The sequence below is a fragment of the Bradyrhizobium sp. IC3195 genome (genome assembly GCF_020193585.1).
In the GTDB taxonomy this organism is placed as follows: Bacteria; Pseudomonadota; Alphaproteobacteria; order Rhizobiales; family Xanthobacteraceae; genus Bradyrhizobium; species Bradyrhizobium yuanmingense.
Genome location: NZ_JADYVG010000006.1, coordinates 53,788 through 78,566 on the forward strand (window position 1 = coordinate 53,788; position 24,779 = coordinate 78,566).

Consider the following 24,779-nt stretch of genomic DNA (forward strand, 5'->3'; position numbering starts at 1 on the left):
TCGCCGCTGCTGAGTCGGGATTTTCCCCGGAGGATCCGGCTTTCCGGCACGGCATGTCGACTGGAACACCATGAAGCTGCGCGACCTCTTGGGTCAGGATGTCAAGGGCAATGATGCCGCGATCGAGCCCGCCGCTGCGGCGCTCGAGGTGAGCGGCCTTGCGCTCGACAGCCGCGTGGTCAAGCCGGGCGATCTCTTCTTCGCGCTCGCAGGCAGCAAGACCGACGGCGCCCGCTTCGTCGATGCCGCGATTGCGGCGGGCGCGGTGGCCGTCGTCGGCAACCATGCACCGGACGCCTGGAAGGTGCCGTTCATCGCTGTCGCCAATCCACGCCGCGCGTTGGCACTTGCCGCGGCCAGATTTTTCCCGGCACAGCCCCCGACGATTGCTGCGGTGACCGGAACCAGCGGCAAGACCTCGGTCGCCGCGTTCACGCGCCAGATCTGGGAGCGGCTCGGGCACGCCTCCGCCAGCATCGGCACCATCGGTCTCGTATCGCAAAAGCGCACCGTCTATGGCTCGCTGACTACGCCGGATCCGGTCGCGCTGCACCGGCAGTTGGACGAGATCGCGCGCGAGGGCGTCACGCATCTCGCCTTCGAGGCGTCTTCGCACGGGCTCGACCAATATCGCCTCGACGGCGTGCGCGTCTCGGCCGGCGGCTTCACCAATCTTTCGCGCGACCACATGGATTACCATCCGACCGTTGCGCATTATCTCGCGGCCAAGCTCCGCCTGTTCCGCGAGCTGGTGCCGCCTGATGGCGCGGCGGTGATTTCGGCCGATCATGATTGCTCGGCGGAGGCGATCGATGCGGCAACATCGCGCGGCCTGCGCGTCATGGCGGTCGGCCGCAACGGCGATGGCGCCGGCGAGGGCATTCGCCTTACGGAGGCCGTAGTCGAAGGCTTCTCGCAAAGGCTTACGGTCGAACATCGCGGCAGGGCTTACGCGATCCGGCTGCCGCTGGTCGGCGAATTCCAGATCGAGAATGCGCTGGTGTCGGCCGGCCTCGCGATCGGCACGGGCAGCGATGCTGAAAACGTGTTTGCGAGCCTCGAACATCTCGAAGGCGCCAAGGGCCGGCTCGAGCGCGTCGGCGAGCGCAACGGCGCGCCGATCTTCGTCGATTATGCGCACAAGCCCGATGCGCTCGCGAAGGCGCTGCAGGCGCTGCGGCCTTATGCGAAGCGCAAGCTGGTCGTCGTGTTCGGCGCCGGCGGCGACCGCGATGCCGGCAAGCGTCCGATCATGGGAGAGATCGCGGCGGCGAACGCCGACGCCGTCATCGTCACCGACGACAATCCGCGCAGCGAGAAGCCGGAAGCGATCCGCGCCGCGATCCTCGCCGCCGCCAAGGGCGCCCGCGAGATCGGCGACCGCGCCGAGGCGATCCGCGCCGCGATCGAGGACTTGCAGGAGGGCGATGCGCTGCTCATCGCCGGCAAGGGCCACGAGACCGGGCAGATCGTCGGCGGCGAGGTGCTGCCTTTCAGTGATCACGAGGCGGTCGCCGCCGCACTAGCGTCGAGGGTTGCATGAGCGGGCCAATATGGACGGTTGCCGAGGTCGCGCGCGCGCTGGGCGTGGCCGGATCGTTCCCGGAGACGGCAATCGATCTCGTCACCCAGGACAGCCGGCTGGTGAAGCCGGGCAGCCTGTTCGTTGCGCTGAGCGGCACGCCGAGCGGCGGCTTCATCTCGGCTTTCGCCAGCGCGCGCGACGGCTGGGAGTTCGCCGACAAGGCGGAAGCCGCAGGCGCAGTGGCGATGATCGTGCCGCACGAGATCGCGGGCATCCGCATCCCCCAGATCGTGGTCAAGGACACGCTGATCGACGGCCTCTGGGGCCTCGCGCGCGCCGCACGCGCGCGCTTCAACGGCCCGGTGATCGGGCTCACCGGCAGCGCCGGCAAGACCAGCACCAAGGAATTCATCGCCGCCTATCCGAACGCCTATGCGAGCCCCTCGAGCTTCAACAATTTCTGGGGCGTGCCGCTGACGCTGTGCAATGCGAGGCGGGACGCCAGCCTCTGGGTCGTCGAGATGGGCATGAACCAGAAGGGCGAGATCGCCCGTCTCAGCGAGCTCACGCAGCCAACCGTCGCGCTCGTCGTCAACGTCCAGCCGGTGCATCTGGAAAAGCTCGGCTCGCTCGAAGCCATCCGGCGCGAGAAGGTATCGATCGCGCTCGGACTGCCCGAGAACGGCGTGCTGGTGCTGCCCGCCGGAATCAAGGCTTCCGAGTGGAAGGGCAAGGTCGTGCGCTTCGGCGGCGAGCATGCCGAGGTGCACGAGGTCGCCCACGCGCCGCACGGCGAGAGCTGGCAGGTCGTGGCCGCGATCGGCAGGAAGGAGATCGCCTTCAGCCTCACCCCTGGCGCGCCGCACCGGGTGCACAATGCGCTGGCCGCGCTCGCCTCGGTTCATGCCGCGCATCTCGACGTCGCGACCCTCGCGGTCAAGCTCGACCGCGTCGGCATCATGACCGGCCGCGGCGTCGAGCAGGCGGTCGGCGACGTCACCGTGATCGACGACAGCTTCAACGGCAATCCGGCCAGCGTGGCCGCGGCGCTGCAAAGCCTGCAGGCGCGCAACATGAGCGGCGGCCGCCGCATCGCGATTCTCGGCGACATGCTCGAGCTCGGCGAGGACGCAACGAGCTATCACACCGGCCTTGCCAGCCACCTCGACGGCATCGACGGCGTCTATTGCGTCGGGCCGCTGATGCGCCACCTGTTCGACGCATTGCCCTCTGGCAAGGGTCTTGGCTGGCACGACGATCCCGCCACGCTGAAGCCGGACGAGGTCGCAAATCTGCTGAAGGCAGGCGACGTCGTGGTTGTCAAGGGCAGCAAGAAGATGTTCTGGGTCAACAAGTTTGTGCCGGGGCTGGTGGCCGCCTTGCAGGCAAAGGCGTAAACTGCTTGGAAGACGCCGTTCCCGAATCCCACCCTTTGCGGCGGAAGCCGTCCGTTTCCCGAAACGCGCGGCCCATGACGAAGACCAGCGAATGCGCGTGAAGCACCTGGACGTGCAAAGGCGCCATAGGACCGTCTGAATGTTTTACTGGCTGATCGAGCTTTCCAACACATTTCCGGGCTTCGGTGCCTTTCGCACCTTCCTGAACGTCTTCCGCTACATCACCTTCCGCACCGGTGGCGCCATCGTGACCGGCGCGCTGTTCGTGTTCCTGTTCGGCCCCTGGATCATCGATCACTTGCGCATCCGTCAGGGCAAGGGCCAGCCGATCCGCACCGACGGTCCGCAATCGCATCTTTCCAAGAAGGGCACGCCCACCATGGGCGGGCTGATGATCCTGTCCGGGCTCACGGTCGGCACCGTGCTGTGGGCCAATCCGCTCAACCCCTATGTCTGGATCGTGCTGGCGGTGACGCTCGGCTTCGGCTTCGTCGGCTTCTATGACGATTACCTCAAGGTGACCAAGCAGACCACGACCGGGTTCGGCGGCAAGCTGCGCCTCTTGATCGAAGCCGTGATCGCGCTGGTCGCCTGCTATGCGCTGGTGCGGCTCAACCGCGATCCCGCCTCGACCGCGCTGACGATTCCCTTCCTGAAGGATACCGTGCTGCATTTCGGCTGGTTCTTCGTCGTCTTCGGCGCCTTCGTCATCGTCGGCGCCGGCAATGCGGTGAACCTCACCGACGGCCTCGACGGCCTCGCCATCGTGCCGGTGATGATCGCCACCGCGAGCTTCGCGATGATCGCCTATCTCACCGGCAACTTGGTGTTCGCCGATTACCTCCAGATCAAATATGTCGCCGGCACCGGCGAGCTCGCGGTGCTCTGCGGCGCGTTGCTCGGCGCTGGCCTCGGCTTCCTCTGGTTCAACGCGCCGCCGGCCTCGATCTTCATGGGCGACACCGGCTCGCTCGCGCTCGGCGGCATGCTCGGCGCGATTGCGGTCGCGGTGAAGCACGAGATCGTGCTCGCGGTGATCGGCGGATTGTTCGTGCTCGAGGCGGTTTCGGTCATCGTGCAGGTCGTGTCCTTCAAGCTCACGGGCAAGCGCGTGTTCGCGATGGCGCCGATCCACCATCACTTCGAGCAGAAGGGCTGGACCGAGCCGCAGATCGTGATCCGATTCTGGATCATCTCGGTGATGCTGGCGCTTGCCGGCCTCTCGACGCTGAAGCTGCGGTGACCGATCGATGATCCCCGTCACCTCGTTCGCCGGCAAGACGGTCGCGGTGTTCGGCCTCGGCGGCTCGGGGCTCGCCTCCTGCCATGCGTTGAAGGCCGGCGGGGCCGAAGTGATCGCGGCCGACGACAATGCCGAGAACGTCGCCAAGGCCACGCAGGCCGGCTTCATCACCGCGGACTTGCGCAACGTTTCCTGGGCGAATTTCGCAGCCCTCGTGCTCGCGCCCGGCGTGCCGCTCACCCATCCGGTGCCGCACTGGAGCGTCTTGAAGGCGCGCGAGGCAGGGGTGGAGGTGATCGGCGACATCGAGCTGTTCTGCCGCGAGCGGCGCCGCCATGCGCCGGACGCGCCGTTCGTCGCCATCACCGGCACCAACGGCAAGTCGACCACGACGGCGCTGATCGCGCATCTGACCAAGGTCGCCGGCTACGACACCCAGATGGGCGGCAATATCGGCACCGCGATCCTGTCGCTGGAGCCGCCGCGCATGGGCCGCGTCCACGTCATCGAGATGTCGTCCTACCAGATCGACCTTACGCCCTCGCTCGATCCCTCCGTAGGCATCCTGCTCAACGTCAGTGAGGACCATATCGATCGCCACGGCACGATCGAGCATTACGCCGCGGTGAAGGAGCGCCTCGTGGCCGGCGTGCAAGGCGGCGGCACCTCGATTGTCGGTGTCGATGACGGCTTTTGCCGCGACATCGCCGACCGGCTCGACCGCGCTGGCAAGAACGTGGTGCGCATCTCGGTCAAGAACCCGCTCGCGTCGGGCATTTACGTCGAGCACGGCACCATCGTGCGCGCCGCGGGCGGCGCCCACAGCGAGATCGCCGCGCTCGGCGGCATCGGTTCGCTGCGCGGCCAGCACAACGCGCAGAACGCGGCCTGCGCGGCCGCCGTCGCGCTCGCCATGGGCATCAGCCAGGACGTGCTGCAGAACGGCCTGCGCAGCTTTCCGGGCCTGGCGCATCGCATGGAGCAGGTCGGGCGCCGCGGCAACGTGCTGTTCGTCAACGATTCCAAGGGCACCAACGCGGACGCCACCGCGCATGCGCTGTCGTCCTTCGCCGACATCTTCTGGATTGCCGGCGGCAAGCCGAAGGCCGGCGGCATTACGAGCCTGACCGGGTTCTTCCCGCGCATCCGCAAAGCCTATCTGATCGGCGAAGCCGCGCAGGAGTTTTCGGGCACGCTCGGAACGGTCCCGCACGAGATCAGCCAGACCCTCGACGTCGCCGTCGAGCACGCCGCGCGCGATGCGGAAGCGTCGGGCCTCACCGACGCCGTCGTGCTGCTGTCCCCGGCCTGCGCATCGTTCGACCAGTACCGCAATTTCGAGATCCGCGGCACCAAGTTCCGCGAGCTGGTGCAGGCGCTGCCGGGTGTGCAGCCGGTGGTGTGAGGACACCGACACCAACGATTGAATGACATAATGACTCTGGTAGGCGCCTGGCTTGTAGACGAGACCGATGAACTGGCGCTAGCCCGCCTGGGAAATGTCCTGCTCGAGTTCGATGAGAGCGGTGGGTTGCGCTACACAATTCGTGAGCACGACAAGCGACAAATCATCAATCTTCGATATCGGGTGGAGGGCTCGACGATTGTCACCGACCAGCCCTCAGCTCCACAAGTTGAACGAACCCAGTTCTCATTCGCCGAGGATGGCGTTCTCACTCTGGCGTTTGGCGGCATACCCTATCGATTCGTCAGGGCTCCCGGTTCGTAGCCCGGCACCAACGCTTCGCTCAAAAGTTACCCGTCCCTTTAACCTCCCGGTAACCAACCTCGGCGACCAATGAACGGACCTCTGTCCGAAAGCGGCCGCCCATGCTCTCCCGTGAAGAACGCACCCCCTTTTCCGAGTGGTGGTGGACCGTCGACAAGCCGCTGATGGGCGCCATCCTGGGGCTGATGCTGACCGGGGTGATCCTGTCGCTGGCGGCGAGCCCGCCGGTTGCGACCCGCATCGGGCTCGATGCCTTCCATTTCTTCAGCCGCCACGTGCTGTTCCTGGTGCCGTCCTGCATCGTGCTGCTCGGGGTGTCCTTCCTGTCGCCGCGCGCGATCCGCCGCTCGGCGCTGATCATCTTCGCGGCGAGCATCGTCCTGATCGTGCTCACGCTCGCCTTCGGCCCGGAGGTGAAGGGCTCGCGCCGCTGGATCACGCTGCTCGGCGTCAACATCCAGGCCTCCGAGATCGCAAAGCCGTCCTTCGTCGTGATCGCGGCCTGGCTGTTCGCGGAATCGACGAGGCGCCCGGAGATGCCGGCGACCTCGATGGCGGTGGTGCTGTTGCTGATGCTGGTCGCGCTATTGGTGATGGAGCCGGATTTCGGCCAGACCATGCTGGTCCTGATGGTGTGGGGCTCGCTGTTCTTCATCGCGGGCATGCGGATGATCTGGGTGTTCGGCCTCGCAGGTCTCGGCGCGGCCGGCCTGTTCAGCGCCTATCTGTTCGTTCCGCACGTCGCGGGGCGCATCAAGCGCTTCATGAACCCGGCCTCCGGCGACACCTTCCAGGTCGATACCGCCATGGAGGCTTTCTACAACGGCGGCTGGTTCGGGCTCGGACCGGGCGAGGGCATCGCCAAGCGCAGCCTGCCGGACAGCCACACCGACTTCGTCTTCGCGGTCGCGGGCGAAGAGTTCGGCATCATCCTGTGCCTTGCGATGCTGGCGCTGTTCGCCTTCGTCGTCATGCGCACGCTGTCGCGCGCCTATGCCAACGAGGACATGTTCTCGCGCTTTGCGGCCTCCGGGCTCGCGATCCTGTTCGGCGTGCAGGCGGCGATCAACATGTCGGTGAACCTGCAGCTCATCCCCGCCAAGGGCATGACGCTGCCCTTCATCTCCTATGGCGGCTCCTCGATGGTCTCGCTCGCCTATGGCATAGGCATGATGCTGGCGCTGACGCGGCTGCGCCCGCGCACCGAGGTCGAGGCGAGCGGCCACGCCGAGGCGATGCGCAGTTACGCGTGAGCCGTCATTTGCGAGGAGCGAAGCGACGAAGCGATCCAGGCTGTCTCCGCGGAGGTGGTCTGGATTACTTCGCTTCGCTCGCAATGACGAGAAAGACCCTGTAAAACGCCCTCATTATGGACACGTCCCCCCTGATTCTTCTCGCCGCGGGCGGCACCGGCGGCCATCTGTTCCCGGCCGAGGCGCTCGGCGTCGAATTGATCCGGCGCGGCTATCGCGTCCGCCTCGTCACCGACGAGCGCGCGCTGCGCTATAGCGGGCTATTCAGCAAGGACATGATCGACGTCGTCAGAAGCGAGACCGCGCGCGGCCGCAATCCGCTTCAGCTGGCCTATGCCGGCCTCACGCTTGCCGCCGGCACGCTGTCCGCCTACGCGCTGATCAAGCGGCTGAAGCCCGTCGCCGTAGTCGGCTTCGGGGGCTATCCGACGCTGCCGCCGCTGGTCGCGGCGAAATTCGCCGGCGTGCCCGGCATCATCCACGACGCCAACGCCGTGCTCGGCCGCGCCAACCGGTTCCTGTCGAGCCGCGTGCGCGCCATCGCGACGTCCTTGCCCGGTGTGCTCGATCGCGATCCGGCGCTGGCAGGCAAGACGACGACCGTCGGCACGCCGATGCGTCCGGCGATCCTCGCGGCCGCCGCGGTGAAGTATGCCGCGCCCGAGCCGAACGGTCCGCTGCGTCTGCTCGTCGTCGGCGGCAGCCAGGGCGCGCGCATCATGGCCGACATCGTGCCTAGCGCGATCGAGCGGCTCGAGCCTGCGCTGTGGAGCCGTCTCGTCCTCACCCAGCAGGTGCGCGAAGAGGACATGAGCCGCGTGCGCGCCGTCTACGACAAGCTCAAGATCAAGGCCGAGCTCGCGCCGTTCTTCACGGATCTGCCGGCGCGGCTTGCCTCCAATCATCTCGTGGTATCGCGCTCCGGTGCGGGGACCGTGGCCGAGCTCGCCGCGATCGGTCGCCCCTCCATCCTGGTGCCGTTGCCGGGCTCGATCGACCAGGACCAGTTCGCCAATGCCGGCGTGCTGGCCAAGGTCGACGGCGCGATCCGCATCCCGCAGACCGAGTTCAGCTCCGACCGGCTGGCATCCGAAATTTCTGGCTTCGCCGCCGAGCCGGCACGGCTTGCCGCCATGGCGGCGGCGGCGAAGGGGGCGGGGCGGCTCGATGCGGCCGAGCGGCTGGCGGATCTCGTGGTGAAGACCGCGGGAATCTGACGCCTGTTCCGGCCCGAATGGCCAAAAAAGCCACTTGTCATGCCCCGCGAAAGCGGGGCATCCAGTATCCGACGCAGTTGATTTGAATCTCTGGCGTCGCGGAGTACTGGATCGTCCGCCTTCGCGGACGATGACCCCAAGGAAACCACATGAGACTGCCGCGCGAGATCGGACCCATCCACTTCGTCGGGATCGGCGGGATCGGCATGAGCGGCATCGCCGAGGTGCTGGCCAATCTCGGCTATGCCGTGCAGGGCTCGGACGCCGCCGACAATTACAATCTCGACCGTCTGCGCAAGAAGGGCGCGAAAGTCTCGGTCGGCCACAAGGCCGAGAATATCGACGGCGCCGAGGTCGTGGTCGTGTCTTCCGCGATCAAGCGCGACAATCCGGAACTGATGGCGGCGCGCGAGAGGCGCATTCCCGTGGTGCGCCGCGCCGAGATGCTGGCCGAGCTGATGCGGTTGAAGAGCTGCGTCGCCATCGCCGGCACCCACGGCAAGACCACCACGACGACGATGGTCGCCACGCTGCTCGACGCCGGCGGGCTCGATCCGACCGTGATCAACGGCGGCATCATCAACGCCTACGGCTCCAACGCGCGGCTTGGCGCCGGCGACTGGATGGTGGTCGAGGCCGACGAGAGCGACGGCACGTTCCTGAAGCTGCCGACCGATGTCGCGATCGTCACCAATGTCGACCCCGAGCATCTCGATCACTTCAAGACCTTCGAGGCGGTGCAGGACGCGTTTCGTCACTTCGTCGAGAACCTGCCGTTCTACGGCTTTGCCGTGATGTGCATCGATCATCCCGTCGTGCAGAGCCTCGTCGGCAAGATCGAGGACCGCCGCATCATCACCTATGGCGAGAATCCGCAGGCCGATGCGCGGCTGGTCGATCTCACCGCCGGCGGTGGCGGCTCGAAGTTCAAGGTCGTGATCCGCGACCGCAAGAACGGCATCACGCACGAGATCGCCGATCTCGCGCTGCCGATGCCGGGCCGGCACAATGCTTCCAACGCGACGGCGGCGATCGCGGTCGCGCACGAGCTCGGCGTGTCTGACGAGGCGATCCGCGAGGCGCTGGCGGGCTTCGGCGGCGTCAAGCGCCGCTTCACCAAGACCGGCGAGTGGAACGGCGTCACCGTGATCGATGATTACGGCCATCACCCCGTGGAGATCGCAGCCGTGCTGAAGGCCGCGCGCGATTCCTATACCGGCAAGGTGATCGCGGTGGTGCAGCCGCATCGCTACACCCGCCTGCAATCGCTGTTCGAGGAGTTCTGCACCTGCTTCAACGATGCCGATGCGGTCGTCGTCGCCGATGTCTATGCCGCCGGCGAAGCGCCGATCGAAGGCATCGACCGCCACCATTTCGTCGCCGGCCTGCGCGCCCACGGCCATCGCGAGGTGATCCCGCTGCCCAATGCCGGCGAACTAGCCAAAATCGTTCATGGCATCGCCAAGAGCGGCGATCTCGTTGTGTGTCTCGGCGCCGGCAACATCACGCAATGGGCGTATGCGCTGCCGGACCAGTTGAAGGCGCTGGGGTAGCGCGGTGGGATTTCCCGACATCACCCCTTCACTCAAAGCCGCGATGCCCGAGCTTCGCGGGCGGCTGTTGGCGAACCAGTCGCTGGCCGAGCTCACCTGGTTTCGCGTCGGCGGTCCCGCGCAGGTGCTGTTCACGCCGGCGGACGAGGACGATCTCGCTTACTTCCTGGCGCATCTCGCCTCCGCCATTCCCGTCTACGTCATCGGGGTCGGCTCCAATCTGATCGTGCGCGACGGCGGCATTGCCGGCGTCGTCATTCGTCTCGCGCCGCGCGCCTTCGGCGAGGCGATTGCGAGCGGCGACATCGTCACCGCCGGCACGGCTGCGCTCGACAAGCGCGTGGCCGAAGTTGCGGCCTCCGCCAATATCAGTGGGCTCGAATTCTATTTCGGCATTCCCGGCACGATCGGTGGTGCGTTGCGCATGAATGCCGGCGCCAATGGCGACGAGACCAAGGACGTGCTGGTCGAGGCGAGGGGCGTCGGGCGCGACGGCACCAAGCACGTCTTCTCCAACGCCGAGATGAAGTTCGTCTACCGCTCCAGCGGCGTCGATCCCTCCATCATCTTCACCTCCGCGCGCTTTCGCGGCGAGATCAGGGACGCGGAGGCGATCCGCGCGCGCATGGCGGAGGTGCAGAGCCATCGCGAGACCGCGCAGCCGATCCGCGAGAAAACCGGCGGCTCGACCTTCAAGAATCCGCCCGGCCATTCCGCCTGGAAGCTGATCGACGCTGCCGGCTGCCGCGGCCTGCGCGTCGGCGGCGCGCAGGTCTCGGAGATGCATTGCAATTTCCTGATCAACACGGGCGAGGCCACCGCGCACGACATCGAGACGCTGGGCGAGACGGTACGTGCACGCGTGAAGGCGAATTCCGGAATCGAGCTACACTGGGAAATCAAGCGGATCGGGGTTTCCAATTGAGCGTCATTCCGGGGCGCGACGAAGTCGCGAGCTATGGTGCGCAATTGCGCACCCGAGAATCCATACTCACGATCGTGGGTATGGATTCCGGGCCTGCGCCTTTCGGCGCATCCCGGAATGACGATACACATGGGTGACAGGAACATGCGCATCACCATCCTCTTCGGCGGCTCCAACCGCGAGCGTCTCGTCTCGGTTGCCACAGCCCAGGCGCTGCATCAGGCGCTGCCCGAGGCTGACCTCTGGTGGTGGGACGTCGAGGACAAGGTGCACGTCGTGCAGTCGAAGCAGCTGCTCGAGCATGCCCGCCCGTTCGAGGACGAATTCAAGCCGGGCACGCGCGGCGTCCCGCTCGCGCAGGCGCTCGACCGGGCCAAGGCTGAGGATCGCGTGCTGGTGCTCGGCCTGCACGGCGGGCGTGCCGAGAACGGCGAATTGCAGGTGATGTGCGAGGCGCGCGGCGTGCCCTTCACCGGCTCGGGCTCGGCGTCGTCGCATCTGGCCTTCGACAAGATCGCAGCCAAGCGCTTCGCCGCGCTCGGCGGCGTGACGCCGCCGGAAAATCTTGCGCTCGATGATATCGATGAGGCTTTCGCCGAGTATGGAAGGCTGATCGCAAAGCCCGCGCGCGACGGGTCGAGCTACGGCCTGATCTTCGTCAATGCCAAGCAGGACCTCGTCGCTGTCCGCAACGCAGCGAAGCATGAAGAGTACGTCATCGAGCCCTACATCGCCGGTGTGGAGGCGACCTGCGGCGTGCTGGAGCGCACCGACGGCTCGATCATCTCGCTGCCGCCGATCGAGATCATTCCGGGCGAGGGCAATTTCGACTACGCGGCGAAATATCTTCTGAAGTCGACCCAGGAGATCTGCCCCGGCCGCTTCGCACCCGAGATCACCGCCGCGCTCGAGGCGCAGGCGATGCTGGCCCATCGCGCAATGTCCTGCACCGGCTATTCCCGTTCTGACTTCATTGTCTCGGACAAGGGCCTCGTCTATCTCGAGACCAACACGCTGCCCGGGCTGACCAAGTCCTCGCTCTACCCCAAGGCGCTCAAAGCCGAAGGCATCGAATTCGTCGACTTCCTGCGCGGCTTGGTCGAGCTCGCCTGCCAGCGCGTGCGGAAATAGTCAGGACTGGTTAACGGCCGGACCGGCGAAACGGGCCGGTTTGGTGGCCAAAACCGGTAAAATGCCGGACATCGCGGCGCAAATGCCTCACAGCGCGAGGCAAAATGCGCAGGTCGTTAACGAATTTTACCTTTTGTTTACCAGGACGTCCGAAGGTTAACGCTGGCGGCGCATATGGCGCTTTGGCTGCCGGCGCGTGAGCTGTCGCGGGTGATGTCACCTCCAGCGAACGCTTTGAAGGGGAGAGGTTTTCTTCTGCTGAAGACCAGCACCCGGCCCGGCAAGTCCGAGACGTCATGTTCGCCAGGATCCGCGCGATGTCGCGGGCAAACTGTTGACGAGCTCGTGCAATGGATGGTGCAGGACGCCTCACCCGATCGGTTTTGAGATCGCTGAGGCCTCAAGCTGACCTGAAGGCGGCCGCTATCGGAGCGGTCGTGCTTCTGCGCGAGTGGGTGCAGGACAGGCACGAAGCGGCGCGCGCTGCCGCCAGGGACAAGGCCAAAGCCAAAGCCCAGGCCAAGGCCGCCGTCGAACGCGAGCCGCCGCCGCGCCTGGTCGCGCTGGTCGAGCGCTATCTGCCGCGCCGGGTCGGCCTCAGCATGACCGTGCTGCTGTTGATCGGCAGCTGCGGCTTCGGCATCGTCAAGGGCGGCCACCTCCAGGATTTCGTCACCGCGGTCAGCGATGCCCGCAATGCGCTGGCCAATTCCGCCGGCTTCCGCATCACCTCCGTCGTCATCAACGGCCGCAAGCAGCTGACCCAGGACGAGATCCTCGCGATCGGCGGCGTCAGCGGCCGCTCCTCGCTGCTGTTCCTCGATGCCGAGGCGGTGCGCGACAAGCTCAAGGCCAATCCCTGGATCGCGGATGCGACCGTGCTGAAGCTCTATCCGGGCCAGCTCATGATCGAGCTCACCGAGCGCAAGGCGTTCGCGCTGTGGCAGGAGGCCGGCCGGCTCTCCGTCATCGCCGACGACGGCGCCGTGCTCGAGCCCTATGTCTCGCGCCGCTTCCTGTCGCTGCCGCTCGTGGTCGGCAAGGGCGCCGAGACCCAGGCCCGCGATTTCCTGGCGCTGCTGGCGCGCTACCCGCAGGTCCATTCGGTGACCAAGGCCGCGATCTACGTCGGCGAGCGGCGCTGGAACCTGCGGCTCAAGGACGGTCTCGACATTCGCCTGCCCGAGCAGGACGTCGGCAACGCGCTTGCGATGCTGTCGAAGCTCGACAAGGAGGACAGGCTGTTCTCGCGCGATATCGTCGCCGTCGACATGCGCCTGCCGGACCGGCTGGTGGTGCAGCTCTCCGAGGACGCCGCCAAGGCGCGCGAGGAGCTGTTCAAGGACAAGAAGAAAAAGAAGGCCGGGGATTCCGCATGACCGGTCTCGATCGCACCCAGACGCCGAAGACGCGCCCGATGCCGCACAAGCGCGGCGGCATCGTCGCCTGCCTCGACATCGGCACCAGCAAGATCGCCTGCATGATCGCGCGGCTGAAGCCGTCGCCGCCGAGCGATGCGCTGCGCGGCCGCACCCATGCGGTGGAATTGATCGGCTACAGCCAGATCCAGGCGCGCGGCATGAAGGCCGGCGCGGTGATCGATCTCGGCGAATGCGAGCAGGCGGTGCGCCAAGCCGTCGGGCTTGCGGAGAAGATGGCCAAGGTGCGGGTCGAGTCCGTGCTGTTGTCGGTCTCCGGCGGCCGGCTCGCCGGCCAGCTGGTCGAGGCTGCCGCCGACATTCGTGGCGGCGCCGTGACGCCGGCCGATGTCAGCCGCGTCACCTCCACCGGCATGCGCCACGCCACCGGCGAAGGCCGCACCGTGCTGCACGCCCTGCCGGTCGGCTACACGCTCGACGGTGTCAAAGGCATCCGCGATCCCCGCGGCATGGTCGCGCACCAATTCGGCGTCGACATGAACGTCGTCACCTGCGACGCCACCGTGGCGCGGAACCTGATGCTGGCGGTGGAGCGCTGCCACATCAATGTCGAAGCCATGGCAGCGAGCCCCTATGTGGCCGGACTCTCGGTGCTGACCGACGACGAGGCCGATCTCGGCGCCGCTGTCGTCGAGATGGGCGCCGGCACCACCACGATTGCCGTTTATTCGGGCGGCCGCTTCGTGCACGCGGCAGGTTTTGCGGTCGGCGGGCAACACATCACGATGGATCTTGCGCGCGGACTCTCGGCGACCATTGCCGATGCCGAGCGAATCAAGACCTTATACGGCACCGTCATCACCGGCGGATCGGACTCGCGTGAGCTGATGTCTGTGCCGACAGCCGGTGACGAGCAGGATCTGCCGCAGATCGTCTCCCGCGCCACCATCGCGAACATCGTCAAGCACCGTGCCGAGGAAGTCTTCGAAATGGTTCGGGACAAGCTGAAGGATTCGCCCTTCGCCGCAGAGCCGAACGGCCGCGTCGTGCTCTCGGGCGGGGCCTCCCAGCTGACCGGCCTCGTCGATCTTGGCACCCGGATTCTCGGCCGGCCCGTGCGGGTCGGTCGTCCGCTCGGTTTCGGCCGGCTTCCCAACGAGGCGAAGAACGCCGCGTTCGCGGTGCCGGCCGGACTTCTGGTCTACCCGCAATATGTTCACCTCGAACATGTCGAACCGCGGCATACGCGGCAGCAGATCAAGACAGGGACCGGCGGATATCTCGGAAAGGTCGGACGATGGCTACGCGAGGGCTTCTGATGACCGCTTTCCGCAATCTTCGATTTTCACCAACTCCCGCGGCCACCGGCCGGGGCGAACCCACGCGCGCGTGATCGAGAGGCAACCATGACCATCAGCATCAATGTTCCTGATATTCACGAACTGAAGCCCCGGATCACCGTGTTCGGCGTCGGCGGCGCCGGCGGCAACGCCGTCAACAACATGATCACGGCGGGCCTGCAGGGCGTCGACTTCGTGGTCGCCAACACCGACGCGCAGGCGCTGACGATGTCGAAAGCGCAGCGCATCGTGCAGATGGGCACGGCCGTCACGCAAGGCCTCGGCGCCGGCTCGCAGCCGAACGTCGGCGCCGCGGCAGCGGAAGAGGTGATCGACGAGCTGCGCGACCATCTCTCGGGCGCCAACATGGTGTTCGTCACCGCAGGCATGGGCGGCGGCACCGGCACGGGTGCAGCTCCCGTCATCGCCAAGACCGCGCGCGACATGGGCATCCTCACCGTCGGCGTGGTGACCAAGCCGTTCCACTTCGAGGGCCAGCGCCGCATGCGCACGGCCGAAGCCGGCATCTCCGAGCTGCACAAGGTCGTGGATACGCTCCTGATCATCCCGAACCAGAACCTGTTCCGGGTCGCCAACGAGAAGACCACCTTCGCCGACGCCTTCGCGATGGCCGACCAGGTGCTCTATTCGGGCGTCGCCTGCATCACCGACCTGATGGTCAAGGAAGGCCTGATCAACCTCGACTTCGCCGACGTCCGCGCCGTCATGCGCGAGATGGGCAAGGCGATGATGGGCACCGGCGAAGCCTCCGGCGACAAGCGCGCGCTGACCGCCGCGGAAGCCGCGATCGCCAACCCGCTGATCGACGACTCGTCGATGAAGGGCGCCAAGGGCCTCCTCATCTCCATCACCGGCGGCAAGGACCTCACTTTGTTCGAGGTCGACGAAGCCGCGACCCGCATCCGCGAGGAAGTCGACCAGGACGCCAACATCATCGTCGGCGCCACCTTCGACGAAGCGCTCGACGGTCTGATCCGCGTCTCGGTGGTCGCCACCGGCATCGAGCAGGCCGCGATCGCCCGCAACAGCCAGGCCACCTCTGCGCCCGTCGCCAACCCGGCACCGCAGATGCAGCAGGCTGCCGCCCCGGCCGCCGCCGCCGAGAGCCGTCTCGCCGACCTGACCGCCCGGCTGCGTGCCGACAATCAGCGTCTGGCCGAGCGCGCTCAGAAGCTGGAAGCCCAGACCCCGGCCGCCGCGCCGGCTCCGGCTGCCGCCGCGCCCCGTCCGAACGTCGAGCGTGCTGCGCTCGCCGCGATCGCCGCTGCCGTTTCCGAGGTGCCGCAGCCGCCCGCGCCACAGACCTATGGCGACGTCACCGTGCGCCCGATCGCGCAGAAGCCGACCCTGTTCCCGGAGGCCGACATGGCCCCGGTCGCGGTGCAGGAGCCGATGACGCCTGATACCTTCATCCCGCCGCAGGCCGAGCGTCCGGCCCGCGCGCCGCGCATGCCGCGAATCGAGGAGCTGCCGATGCCGGCGCAAGCCGAGATTCGGCAGGCCCGCGGCGAGGCTGAGGAGGAGACCCCGCAGAAGACCCGCCTGTCGCTGCTGCAGCGCCTCGCCAATGTCGGCCTCGGCCGTCGCGACGAGGAAAGCGAGCCACCGGTCGCGGCCCGCACCGCCGGTCCCGCCATGCCGCCGCTGCCCGAGCGCCGGCCGCAGAAGACCGTGGCGCAGCAGATCGCGTCCAACGAGCCGGTATCGGAGTATGCCCGCCGTCCCGCGCCGCAGGGTCTGGACGTCCATGGCCGCCCCGCGCCTGTTGCGCCGGCGCCACAGGGTGACGACCATCTTGATATCCCGGCCTTCCTGCGGCGGCAGGCGACCTGAGGATTGTTACAATAAGGCAGACGAAAAAAGGTCCCGGCGAGGAGCTCGCCGGGACCTTTCCTTTTGTCCCGGGCATGTCCGGATTGAGCAGCCAAACAACTGATTTTAAATGATTAATTACGGCTTCGGTGGTTCAGTAGAACTGCCGACAGCGGTCCCGAAACCCGGCGCAATTTGGTTAAGCCTTGGCGCGAATACGGCAGGTTTGGGGTAACAATCGGTAAAAAAGCGTGAGTTGGCGCTGTTTGAGGCTGCAACTATGGTTTGCCGTGACTTGGGGATACGGAGATTCGGTAGCGTCGGCTCTGGCCGGCCAAGCAGGTCTCGTATAAGTCGCAGTGGGTCTTAGTGGGGCGGGTTCCTGATGAAATTTAGCCGGCAAACAACGCTTCGTGCGCAAGCCTCTGTGGCAGGCGTGGGCGTTCATTCCGGTCTTCCCGTCACTCTCACGCTTGGGCCTGCGCCTGTCGACGCGGGTTTTATTTTTGTCCGGACCGGACTTGAGGGAAGTGACCGCGAAGTTCAGGCCACCGCCGAGCAGGTGATTGCGACTGACTTTGCCACGGTCCTCGGCGACCGCAACGGTCCGCTGGTGTCCACTGCCGAGCATGTGCTTGCTGCACTGCGGGGAATGGGTGTCGACAACGCCACCATCGAGATCGACGGTCCCGAAGTTCCGATCATGGACGGCAGCGCCGCCGCCTTCATCGCGGCAATCGACCAGGCCGGCATCGTCACCCAGCCGGCGCAGCGCCGTTTCATCCAGGTTCTGAAGCCGATCTCGGTCAAGATCGGCGACTCCTTCGGCGAGGTCAGGCCCCACACCAACGGGTTCCGCGTCGAGGTCGAGATCGATTTCACCAATCCCGTCATCGGCCAGCAGGCTTACGCCTTCGACCTCAATCCGGAAGGTTTCCGCCGTGAAGTCGGCCGGGCCCGGACCTTCGGCCTGATGTGCGACGTCGCGCGGCTCTGGAGCGCCGGCTATGCCCTCGGCGCCTCCTTCGACAACACCGTCGTGTTCGACGACGAGCGGCTGCTCAACACCGAGGGCCTGCGCTACGCCGATGAATGCGCCCGTCACAAGGTGCTGGACGTGATCGGCGACCTTTCGCTGGCCGGCCTGCCGCTGCTTGGCGCCTACCGCTCGGTGCGTGGCGGTCATAAGCTCAACCACGCCGTCTTGACGGCGCTGCTCGCCGACCGGACCGCCTGGCGGGTGGTCGAGGGCGAGGCTGCCCGCCGCACCACGCGTGCCGTGGGCGAGGTCGGTCGTGGCATCGTCGGCGGCCGGGTCGCTGCGGCCTTCGGACCGGATGTGTCCTGACGCGGCCTGTCGCCTTCGGAACGTGGTTGGCGGCCCCGGGAAACTCCTGGTAACCATGATCGGCTAGCATTGCGGCAGGTTCGCCTTAATCCGGGCGAAATGCCTCCCTATCCGGTTCGTTAACGATCGTTTTCGGATACATCGGCGTGGTCGCGTGGCAGGCACCACGGTTACATTTCGCGCCCATGAGGGTTCGTGGGCTGGCGGACACCGCATCACAGGGCGTCAGGGCTTAAACTCATGTCGGCACAGCGTATGACGCGCGGATTTTTCTCGGTCTCGTCGCGAGCCCGCGGGCTGATTCAGGCCGTCACCTTCATCGTTCTTGCGCTGCCGCTCGCCGGATGCGGCACGGGCGCGCTCTGGGACAAGTTCACCGCCAAGGATGACACCTTCGTCGAGGAGCCCGCCGACAAGATCTACAATGAGGGCCTGTACCTCATGAACGAGAAGAAGGACATGAAGGCGGCGAACAAGAAGTTCGAAGAGGTCGACCGCCAGCATCCTTATTCCGACTGGGCCCGCAAGTCGCTGCTGATGTCGGCCTATGCGTCCTATCAGGGCGGCGATTATGACGGTTGCATCGGTGCCGCCACCCGCTACGTCACGCTGCATCCCGGCAGCCCGGATGCGGCCTATGCGCAATACCTGATCGCCGCCTCCCATTACGACCAGATCCCGGACATCAGCCGCGACCAGACCCGCACCGAAAAGGCGATCGCCGCACTGGAAGAGGTGGTGCGCAAATATCCGAACTCGGAATATGCGACCTCGGCCAAGGCCAAGATCGAGGGAGCGCGCGACCAGCTCGCCGGCAAGGAAATGAATGTCGGCCGCTACTACGCCCAGAAGCGCGACTACACGGCCGCCATCAATCGTTACAAGACCGTCGTGACGCAGTACCAGACCACTCGCCATGTCGAGGAGGCGCTGTTCCGGCTCACCGAGGCCTATATGGCGATCGGCATCGTTGGCGAAGCGCAGACCGCGGCGGCGGTGCTTGGGCACAATTTTCCTGACAGCCGCTGGTACAAGGACGCCTATAATCTTGTAAAATCCGGCGGTCTCGAGCCGAGCGAGAATCAGGGGTCCTGGATCAGCCGGACCTTCAAGAAGATGGGTCTCGGCTAGGAAATTTGGTTCCATGCTGGCGCGTCTGTCGATCCGTGACATCGTCCTGATCGAACGGCTCGATATCGAATTCGCCTCCGGCCTCGCGGTTTTGACCGGCGAGACCGGTGCGGGCAAATCCATCCTGCTCGATGCCTTTGCGCTGGCGCTCGGCGGCCGCGGCGACGCCGGCCTCGTGCGTCACGGCGCGGAGCAGGGGCAGGTCACGGCCGTGTTCGATGTCCCGAAGAATCACCCTGCGACGAAGATACTGGCCGAGAATGGCCTCGACGACACCGGCGAGATGATTCTCCGGCGCGTGCAGCTCGCCGACGGCCGCACCCGCGCCTTCATCAACGACCAATCGATCAGCGTGCAGACGCTGAAGGCGGTCGGCACCGCCCTGGTCGAGATCCACGGCCAGCACGACGAGCGCGCGCTGGTCGATGCCGCCACCCACCGCCGCCTGCTCGACGCTTTTGCCGGCCTCGAGAAGGACGTCGCGGCCGTCGAAGCGCTCTGGGATGCGCGCCGCACCGCCAACACCGCGCTGGAGGAGCATCGCGCCGCCATGGAGCGCGCGGCGCGCGAGGCCGATTATCTGCGCCACGCCTCCGACGAGCTGAAGCAGCTCGCGCCCAAGGACGGCGAGGAAACCGCATTGGCTTCCCGCCGCACCACCATGATGCAGGGCGAGAAGATCGCCTCCGACCTGCGCGAGGCGCAGGAGGCGGTCGGCGGCAATCATTCGCCGGTTGCCGCGCTCTCGGCGGCGGTGCGCCGGCTGGAGCGCCGCGGCGTCAACTCGCCGGCGCTGGTCGAGCCCGCGGTAAAGGCAATCGACGCGGCGATCAACGCGCTGGAGGAGGCCGATCAGCATCTCCAGGCGGCGCTGGCCGCAACCGATTTCGATCCGGCCGAGCTCGAGCGCATCGAGGAGCGGCTTTTTGCTTTGCGTGCGGCGTCTCGCAAATATTCGACCCCGGTTGACGGCCTCGCCGCGCTGGCCGCCAAATACGCCGCCGACGTCGTCCTGATCGATGCCGGCGCCTCGCGCTTGAAGAAGCTGGAGCAGGCCGCGATCGAGGCGGACAGCCGCTATGCGGCGGCCGCCAAGAAGCTGTCGCTGGCGCGGCAGAAGTCGGCCGAGAAGCTCAACAAGGCGGTCAATGCCGAGCTTGCCCCGCTCAAGCTCGAACGCGCGAGGTTCATGACCCAGGTCGAGACCGACGAGGCTGCGCCCGGGCCGCAAGGTTTCGATCGCGTCGAGTTCTGGGTGCAGACCAATCCGGGCACCAGACCGGGGCCCTTGATGAAGGTCGCTTCCGGCGGCGAGCTGTCGCGCTTCCTGCTCGCGCTCAAGGTCGTGCTGTCCGACCGCGGCTCGGCGCCGACGCTCGTCTTCGACGAGATCGACACCGGCGTCGGCGGCGCGGTCGCGGACGCCATCGGCGGGCGCCTGGCGCGGCTTGCCGGCAAGGTCCAGGTCATGGCCGTGACCCACGCCCCGCAGGTCGCCGCCCGCGCCGACCAGCACCTGCTCATCTCCAAGGACGCCCTCGACAAGGGCAAGCGCGTCGCCACCCGCGTCAATGCGCTCGCCGCCGACCACCGCCGCGAGGAGATCGCCCGCATGCTCGCCGGCGCCGAGATCACGGCCGAGGCGAGGGCTGCGGCGGAACGGCTGCTCAAGGCGGCGACGGCTTAGGCTTGTGTCCCGGACGCGCGTAGCGCGAGCCGGGACCCAGAATGCCTGCCGCGACATGGGCCCCGGCTCTGCAGCGCACCGCTGAAGGAGCGCTGCGCTGCGCCCGGGGCACGAGATTTCCACAAGCCTTTACCCTCCCGCCCGCTCCGTCGTATCCAAGCGCCATGGCCAGAGCAGCAAAATCCAAAGCAACACCGCTACGCGACGTCGCCGAGCTCACCAAGGCGCAGGCCAAGGTCGAGCATAAGCGGCTCGCCCTCGAGATCGAGGGGCACAACGATCGCTACTATCAGGAGGACGCGCCCACCGTCACCGACGCCGAATACGACGCGCTGCGCCAGCGCCTCAACGCGATCGAGGCGCGTTTTCCCGAGTTCGTCACCGCGGACTCGCCCTCGCAGAAGGTCGGCGCCGCGCCGTCAGGGCGCTTCAAGAAAGTCCCGCATGCCGTGCCCATGCTGTCGCTCGACAACGCCTTTGCGGAGGAGGACGTGCGCGACTTCGTCGGCCGCATCGTGCGCTTCCTGAAGCTCGACGACGACAAGATCGACTTCTCCGCCGAGCCGAAGATCGACGGCCTTTCGATGTCGCTGCGCTACGAGGGTGGCGAGCTCGTCACCGCCGCGACGCGCGGCGACGGTGCGGTTGGCGAGGACGTCACCGCCAACATCCGCACGCTCGAAGACGTGCCGCAGAAGCTGAAGGGCCGCAACATCCCCGACATCTGCGAGGTGCGCGGCGAAGTCTACATGACCAAGAAGGCGTTCCTGGCGCTCAACGAGCGGCAGAAGGCGGCAGGCGACACCATCTTCGCCAATCCGCGCAATTCGGCCGCCGGCTCGCTACGCCAGAAGGACCCGACCATCACCGCCTCCCGTCCGCTCGGGTTCTTCGCCTATGCCTGGGGGCAGATGAGCGCGATGCCGGAAGACACGCAGAGCGGCATGATCGGCTGGTTCGAGCGCTGCGGTTTCAAGACCAATCCGCTCACCAAGCTCTGTCACTCGGTCGAGGAACTGCTCGCCTTTCATCATGCGATCGAGGAGCAGCGCGCGCGGCTCGACTACGACATCGACGGCGTCGTCTACAAGATCGACCGCATCGACTGGCAGGAGCGGCTCGGCTTCGTCTCGCGCACGCCGCGCTGGGGTATCGCGCACAAATTCCCGGCCGAGCGCGCCATGACGGTGCTGCGGGACATCGAGATCCAGGTCGGCCGCACCGGCTCGTTCACGCCGGTCGGCAAGCTCGAGCCGGTCGGCGTTGGCGGCGTCATCGTGCAGAACGTCACGCTGCACAACGAGGACTACATCAGGGGCATCGGCAACAAGGGCGAGGTGCTGCGCGAGGGGCGCGACATCAGGATCGGTGACACCGTGGTGATTCAGCGCGCCGGCGACGTCATCCCGCAGGTGGTCGACGTCGTCTTCGACAAGCGGCCGAAGAGCGCCAGGGAATTCCACTTCCCGAAGAAGTGTCCGTGTCCGCTGCACACCGACGTCGTGCGCGAGGAGACGGCGACGGGCGAGGAGGGCTCGCGCGCCCGCTGCACCGGCGAGTTCGCCTGTCCCTACCAGAAGATCGAGCATCTGAAGCTGTTCGTGTCGCGGCGGGCCTTCGACATCGACGGCCTCGGCGAGAAGCAGCTCCAGTACTTCTTCGACGAGGGCTGGGTGAAGGAGCCCGCCGACATCTTCACGCTGGAGAAGCGCAACGCAAAACTCAAGCTCGAGGAGATCGAAGGCTACGGCGCGACCTCCGTGCGCAACCTGTTCGGCGCCATCGAGAGCCGGCGCAGAATCGCGCTGGAGCGCTTCATCTTCGCGCTCGGCATGCGCCATGTCGGCGAGACCACGGCGCTGGCGCTGGCGCGCGGCTACGGCTCGTGGGACGCCTTCCATGATGCCTGCCTCAAGGTTGCCAAGGGCGACGAGGAGGCGATCGCGGACATGGACGCGCTCGACCAGATCGGCGACACCGTGATCAAGAGCATCGCCGATTATTTCGGCGAGAGTCACAATCGCGGCATTGTCGAACGCCTGACCAAGGAGGTCGAGATCGTCGACGCCGAGAAGCCGAAGAGCAATTCGGCCGTCGCCGGCAAGACCGTGGTGTTCACGGGCTCGCTGGAGAAGATGACACGGGATGAAGCCAAGGCGACGGCCGAGCGGCTCGGGGCCAAGGTGTCGGGCTCGGTTTCGAAAAAGACCGATCTCGTCGTCGCGGGCCCCGGCGCCGGCTCGAAGCTCGCGGACGCCAACAAGCACGGCGTCAAGGTGCTGACCGAAGACGAGTGGTTGAAGCTGATCGCCGAGTGAGGGGCGCGTTGGCCCCTCGCAACCGTCGTCATCGCACAGGCGCTCCCCCAACAGCTTCCCGTGATGGTACGCGGGGGCGCAAGAGTTCCTTCACCATTCGCGTTGACCCGATGTTTACCGCTTCACGTGAGGCCGCATTTACCAATGCGCGACGTCGCCCCGTGAAAACACCTGCATTCGCTTGAGTGTGCCGCCTGCGCAACGCCGATTAACGCCCCGGCAACCTAAATTGGATACTCACAATAAAGATCGAATTGCACGGATGTACTGAGTTCGATCGAACCAGCGTAAGCGTAGCGTGAGCGTATCGATGTCTGTGTTGCGTAACCATCCGAAGGGCGCGCGGTTCGCGTCCTTCGGCATCGGTCTCTGCATCTTCGCATTGATGCCGAGAGAGACCGGCTATCAGGACATTGCCTCGCTGCTGGCGCGCCAACCCGGCGTCGCCGAGCGTTGGCAGAAGCAGGTGTTCTCCGCTGCGTCCTCGATCCAGCTGGCCACCTACAGTTTTTCCCGCCCCATCGGCACCTCGGTTCCGCAGAGCGCGATGGTTCGGCTCGCGAGCCTCGACGGCGGCGACGTCACCGGCGCGATCCGCCGCAATCCGGCGCTTCAGGCACCGCCGCGCTACCACGCATCCGACTTTCCCAAGGTCGATCGCGCCCTGAAGGGCGATCGCCTCGCAATCGTCCCGCCGACTCAGTCGCCTGAGACGGCCGCGCCGGCTGCAGCACCGGCCAAGGAAGATCCCGCGACCTCGAACAGCTCGGTGTTCGGCGCCAAGACCGCCGCATTGCCGCCGGCGATGTCGCCGGAATCCGCGGCCCCGCTCGATCCCGAGCTGCAGGAGGCGATGCGCGCGCCGCCGCTGCCGCAATATTCCAATCCGCCGCAGGCGAGCGAGGCTGCGCGCGCGTTCGCGGTGCAGCCGCTGGAAGCGCTGAAGCGCGACACGGCGCCGGCTGTTCCCGCGCGCGATCCTTTCAGCGTCAAGACATCGAGCCTGTTCTTCGGCAGCTCCTCGCTGGGCGGCAATCTCGAGACCATCGAGAGCTGGCAGCCCGGCGCCGAGCCGCTGATCGTGATGCCCGACCCCGACATGAAGGTGACGGCCTCGCTGACCCCGCCGACGGCGGAGATCGCCAAGGACATCGAGAGCGGCGAGAGCGTCGCGCCGAAGGGCGAGGTCAACGCCGACAACCAGCGCGGCAAGTCGCCGGCGGAGCGACTCGCGCTCGACGACAAGTCGCGCGCCAAGTCCGAGAAGTGTCTTGCCGAAGCCGTCTATTTCGAGGCCCGCGGCGAAGCCGTGCGCGGCCAGATTGCGGTGGCGCAAGTGGTGATGAACCGCGTCTTCTCCGGCAAATATCCCGACACCGTGTGCGGCGCGGTCTACCAGAACAAGCACCGTCACCTGGCCTGCCAGTTCACCTTCGCCTGCGACAACAATGCCGACGTGATCCGCGAACCCGAAATGTGGGAGCGCGCCAAGAAGATCTCCAAGGCGATGCTCGACGGACAGATCTGGCTGCCCGAGGTCGGCAAGTCCACGCATTACCATGCCTATTGGGTCCGCCCGTCCTGGGTCGCCGAGATGAAGAAGCTGTACAAGACCGGCGTGCACACCTTCTATCGGCCGCGCAACTGGGGCGACGGCAGCGAGTTGCCGAGCTGGGGCACGCCGGCGCAAACCGCCGCGCTCTCCGCCGCGCTCGCGCAGGAAGCCAAGAGCTCCGCGGAGTTGGGCGAGCGGCGGTAGCGCCTACAAGT

The 24,779-nt window shown here is 66.4% G+C and carries 18 protein-coding genes; all 18 read left to right on the plus strand.

From position 1 onward, the window contains the following. The first annotated feature begins 70 nt into the window (after window positions 1–70). The 18 genes from I6F09_RS14595 (at window position 71) to I6F09_RS14680 (ending at window position 24,768) form a co-directional block, all read left to right on the plus strand. Entirely contained in the window at window positions 71–1,543 is a 1,473-nt protein-coding gene (locus I6F09_RS14595) for a UDP-N-acetylmuramoyl-L-alanyl-D-glutamate--2,6-diaminopimelate ligase (RefSeq protein WP_225188365.1), read from the plus strand. After that, window positions 1,540–2,922, plus strand: coding sequence for a UDP-N-acetylmuramoyl-tripeptide--D-alanyl-D-alanine ligase (murF, locus tag I6F09_RS14600; protein ID WP_225188366.1), 1,383 nt, complete (start codon window positions 1,540–1,542; stop codon window positions 2,920–2,922). Before I6F09_RS14595 ends, murF begins: the two co-directional genes overlap by 4 nt. 139 nt (window positions 2,923–3,061) lie before the next feature. Further along, a complete protein-coding gene (gene mraY, locus I6F09_RS14605; RefSeq protein WP_036003524.1) occupies window positions 3,062–4,165 on the plus strand; it encodes a phospho-N-acetylmuramoyl-pentapeptide-transferase in 1,104 nt (367 codons plus the stop codon). Between the two features lie 7 nt (window positions 4,166–4,172). After that, on the plus strand, window positions 4,173–5,570 hold the full coding sequence (murD, locus tag I6F09_RS14610) for a UDP-N-acetylmuramoyl-L-alanine--D-glutamate ligase (RefSeq protein WP_225188367.1): 1,398 nt from the start codon (window positions 4,173–4,175) through the stop codon (window positions 5,568–5,570). Window positions 5,571–5,600: 30 nt separating this feature from the next. After that, window positions 5,601–5,894, plus strand: coding sequence for a hypothetical protein (locus I6F09_RS14615; RefSeq protein WP_036003531.1), 294 nt, complete (start codon window positions 5,601–5,603; stop codon window positions 5,892–5,894). A gap of 101 nt (window positions 5,895–5,995) precedes the next feature. Beyond that, window positions 5,996–7,147 (plus strand): putative lipid II flippase FtsW, encoded by a 1,152-nt coding sequence (gene ftsW, locus I6F09_RS14620; RefSeq protein WP_036003534.1) that lies wholly within the window; start codon window positions 5,996–5,998, stop codon window positions 7,145–7,147. Window positions 7,148–7,260: 113 nt separating this feature from the next. Further along, window positions 7,261–8,364: an undecaprenyldiphospho-muramoylpentapeptide beta-N-acetylglucosaminyltransferase gene (murG, locus tag I6F09_RS14625; protein WP_199751031.1), complete on the plus strand. Its 1,104-nt coding sequence runs from the start codon at window positions 7,261–7,263 to the stop codon at window positions 8,362–8,364. Between the two features lie 149 nt (window positions 8,365–8,513). Further along, on the plus strand, window positions 8,514–9,917 hold the full coding sequence (gene murC, locus I6F09_RS14630) for a UDP-N-acetylmuramate--L-alanine ligase (RefSeq protein WP_225188368.1): 1,404 nt from the start codon (window positions 8,514–8,516) through the stop codon (window positions 9,915–9,917). A gap of 4 nt (window positions 9,918–9,921) precedes the next feature. Next, window positions 9,922–10,842, plus strand: coding sequence for a UDP-N-acetylmuramate dehydrogenase (gene murB, locus I6F09_RS14635; RefSeq protein WP_225188369.1), 921 nt, complete (start codon window positions 9,922–9,924; stop codon window positions 10,840–10,842). 144 nt (window positions 10,843–10,986) lie between these two features. Beyond that, window positions 10,987–11,973 (plus strand): D-alanine--D-alanine ligase, encoded by a 987-nt coding sequence (locus I6F09_RS14640; protein ID WP_225185123.1) that lies wholly within the window; start codon window positions 10,987–10,989, stop codon window positions 11,971–11,973. Window positions 11,974–12,323: 350 nt separating this feature from the next. Beyond that, window positions 12,324–13,352 carry a cell division protein FtsQ/DivIB gene (locus I6F09_RS14645; protein ID WP_057026921.1) on the plus strand — a complete coding sequence of 343 codons (1,029 nt, stop codon included), beginning with the start codon at window positions 12,324–12,326 and terminating at the stop codon, window positions 13,350–13,352. Further along, window positions 13,349–14,671, plus strand: a complete 1,323-nt coding sequence (gene ftsA / locus I6F09_RS14650) for a cell division protein FtsA (protein ID WP_225188370.1) — start codon at window positions 13,349–13,351, stop codon at window positions 14,669–14,671. The genes I6F09_RS14645 and ftsA overlap by 4 nt, the downstream gene beginning before the upstream one ends. Before the next feature lie 87 nt (window positions 14,672–14,758). Beyond that, window positions 14,759–16,546, plus strand: coding sequence for a cell division protein FtsZ (gene ftsZ, locus I6F09_RS14655; protein WP_074447532.1), 1,788 nt, complete (start codon window positions 14,759–14,761; stop codon window positions 16,544–16,546). Between the two features lie 364 nt (window positions 16,547–16,910). Further along, window positions 16,911–17,873: a UDP-3-O-acyl-N-acetylglucosamine deacetylase gene (lpxC, locus tag I6F09_RS14660; protein WP_109144668.1), complete on the plus strand. Its 963-nt coding sequence runs from the start codon at window positions 16,911–16,913 to the stop codon at window positions 17,871–17,873. 240 nt (window positions 17,874–18,113) lie between these two features. After that, the gene (locus I6F09_RS14665) at window positions 18,114–19,004 is read left to right on the plus strand and encodes an outer membrane protein assembly factor BamD (RefSeq protein WP_036003576.1); all 891 of its coding nucleotides are present in this window, start codon (window positions 18,114–18,116) and stop codon (window positions 19,002–19,004) included. Window positions 19,005–19,017: 13 nt separating this feature from the next. Further along, a complete protein-coding gene (recN, locus tag I6F09_RS14670) occupies window positions 19,018–20,691 on the plus strand; it encodes a DNA repair protein RecN (RefSeq protein ID WP_036003579.1) in 1,674 nt (557 codons plus the stop codon). Between the two features lie 164 nt (window positions 20,692–20,855). Further along, window positions 20,856–23,009 carry an NAD-dependent DNA ligase LigA gene (gene ligA, locus I6F09_RS14675; RefSeq protein WP_225188371.1) on the plus strand — a complete coding sequence of 718 codons (2,154 nt, stop codon included), beginning with the start codon at window positions 20,856–20,858 and terminating at the stop codon, window positions 23,007–23,009. 310 nt (window positions 23,010–23,319) lie between these two features. Continuing rightward, window positions 23,320–24,768: a cell wall hydrolase gene (locus tag I6F09_RS14680; RefSeq protein WP_225188372.1), complete on the plus strand. Its 1,449-nt coding sequence runs from the start codon at window positions 23,320–23,322 to the stop codon at window positions 24,766–24,768. Window positions 24,769–24,779 lie beyond the last annotated feature (11 nt).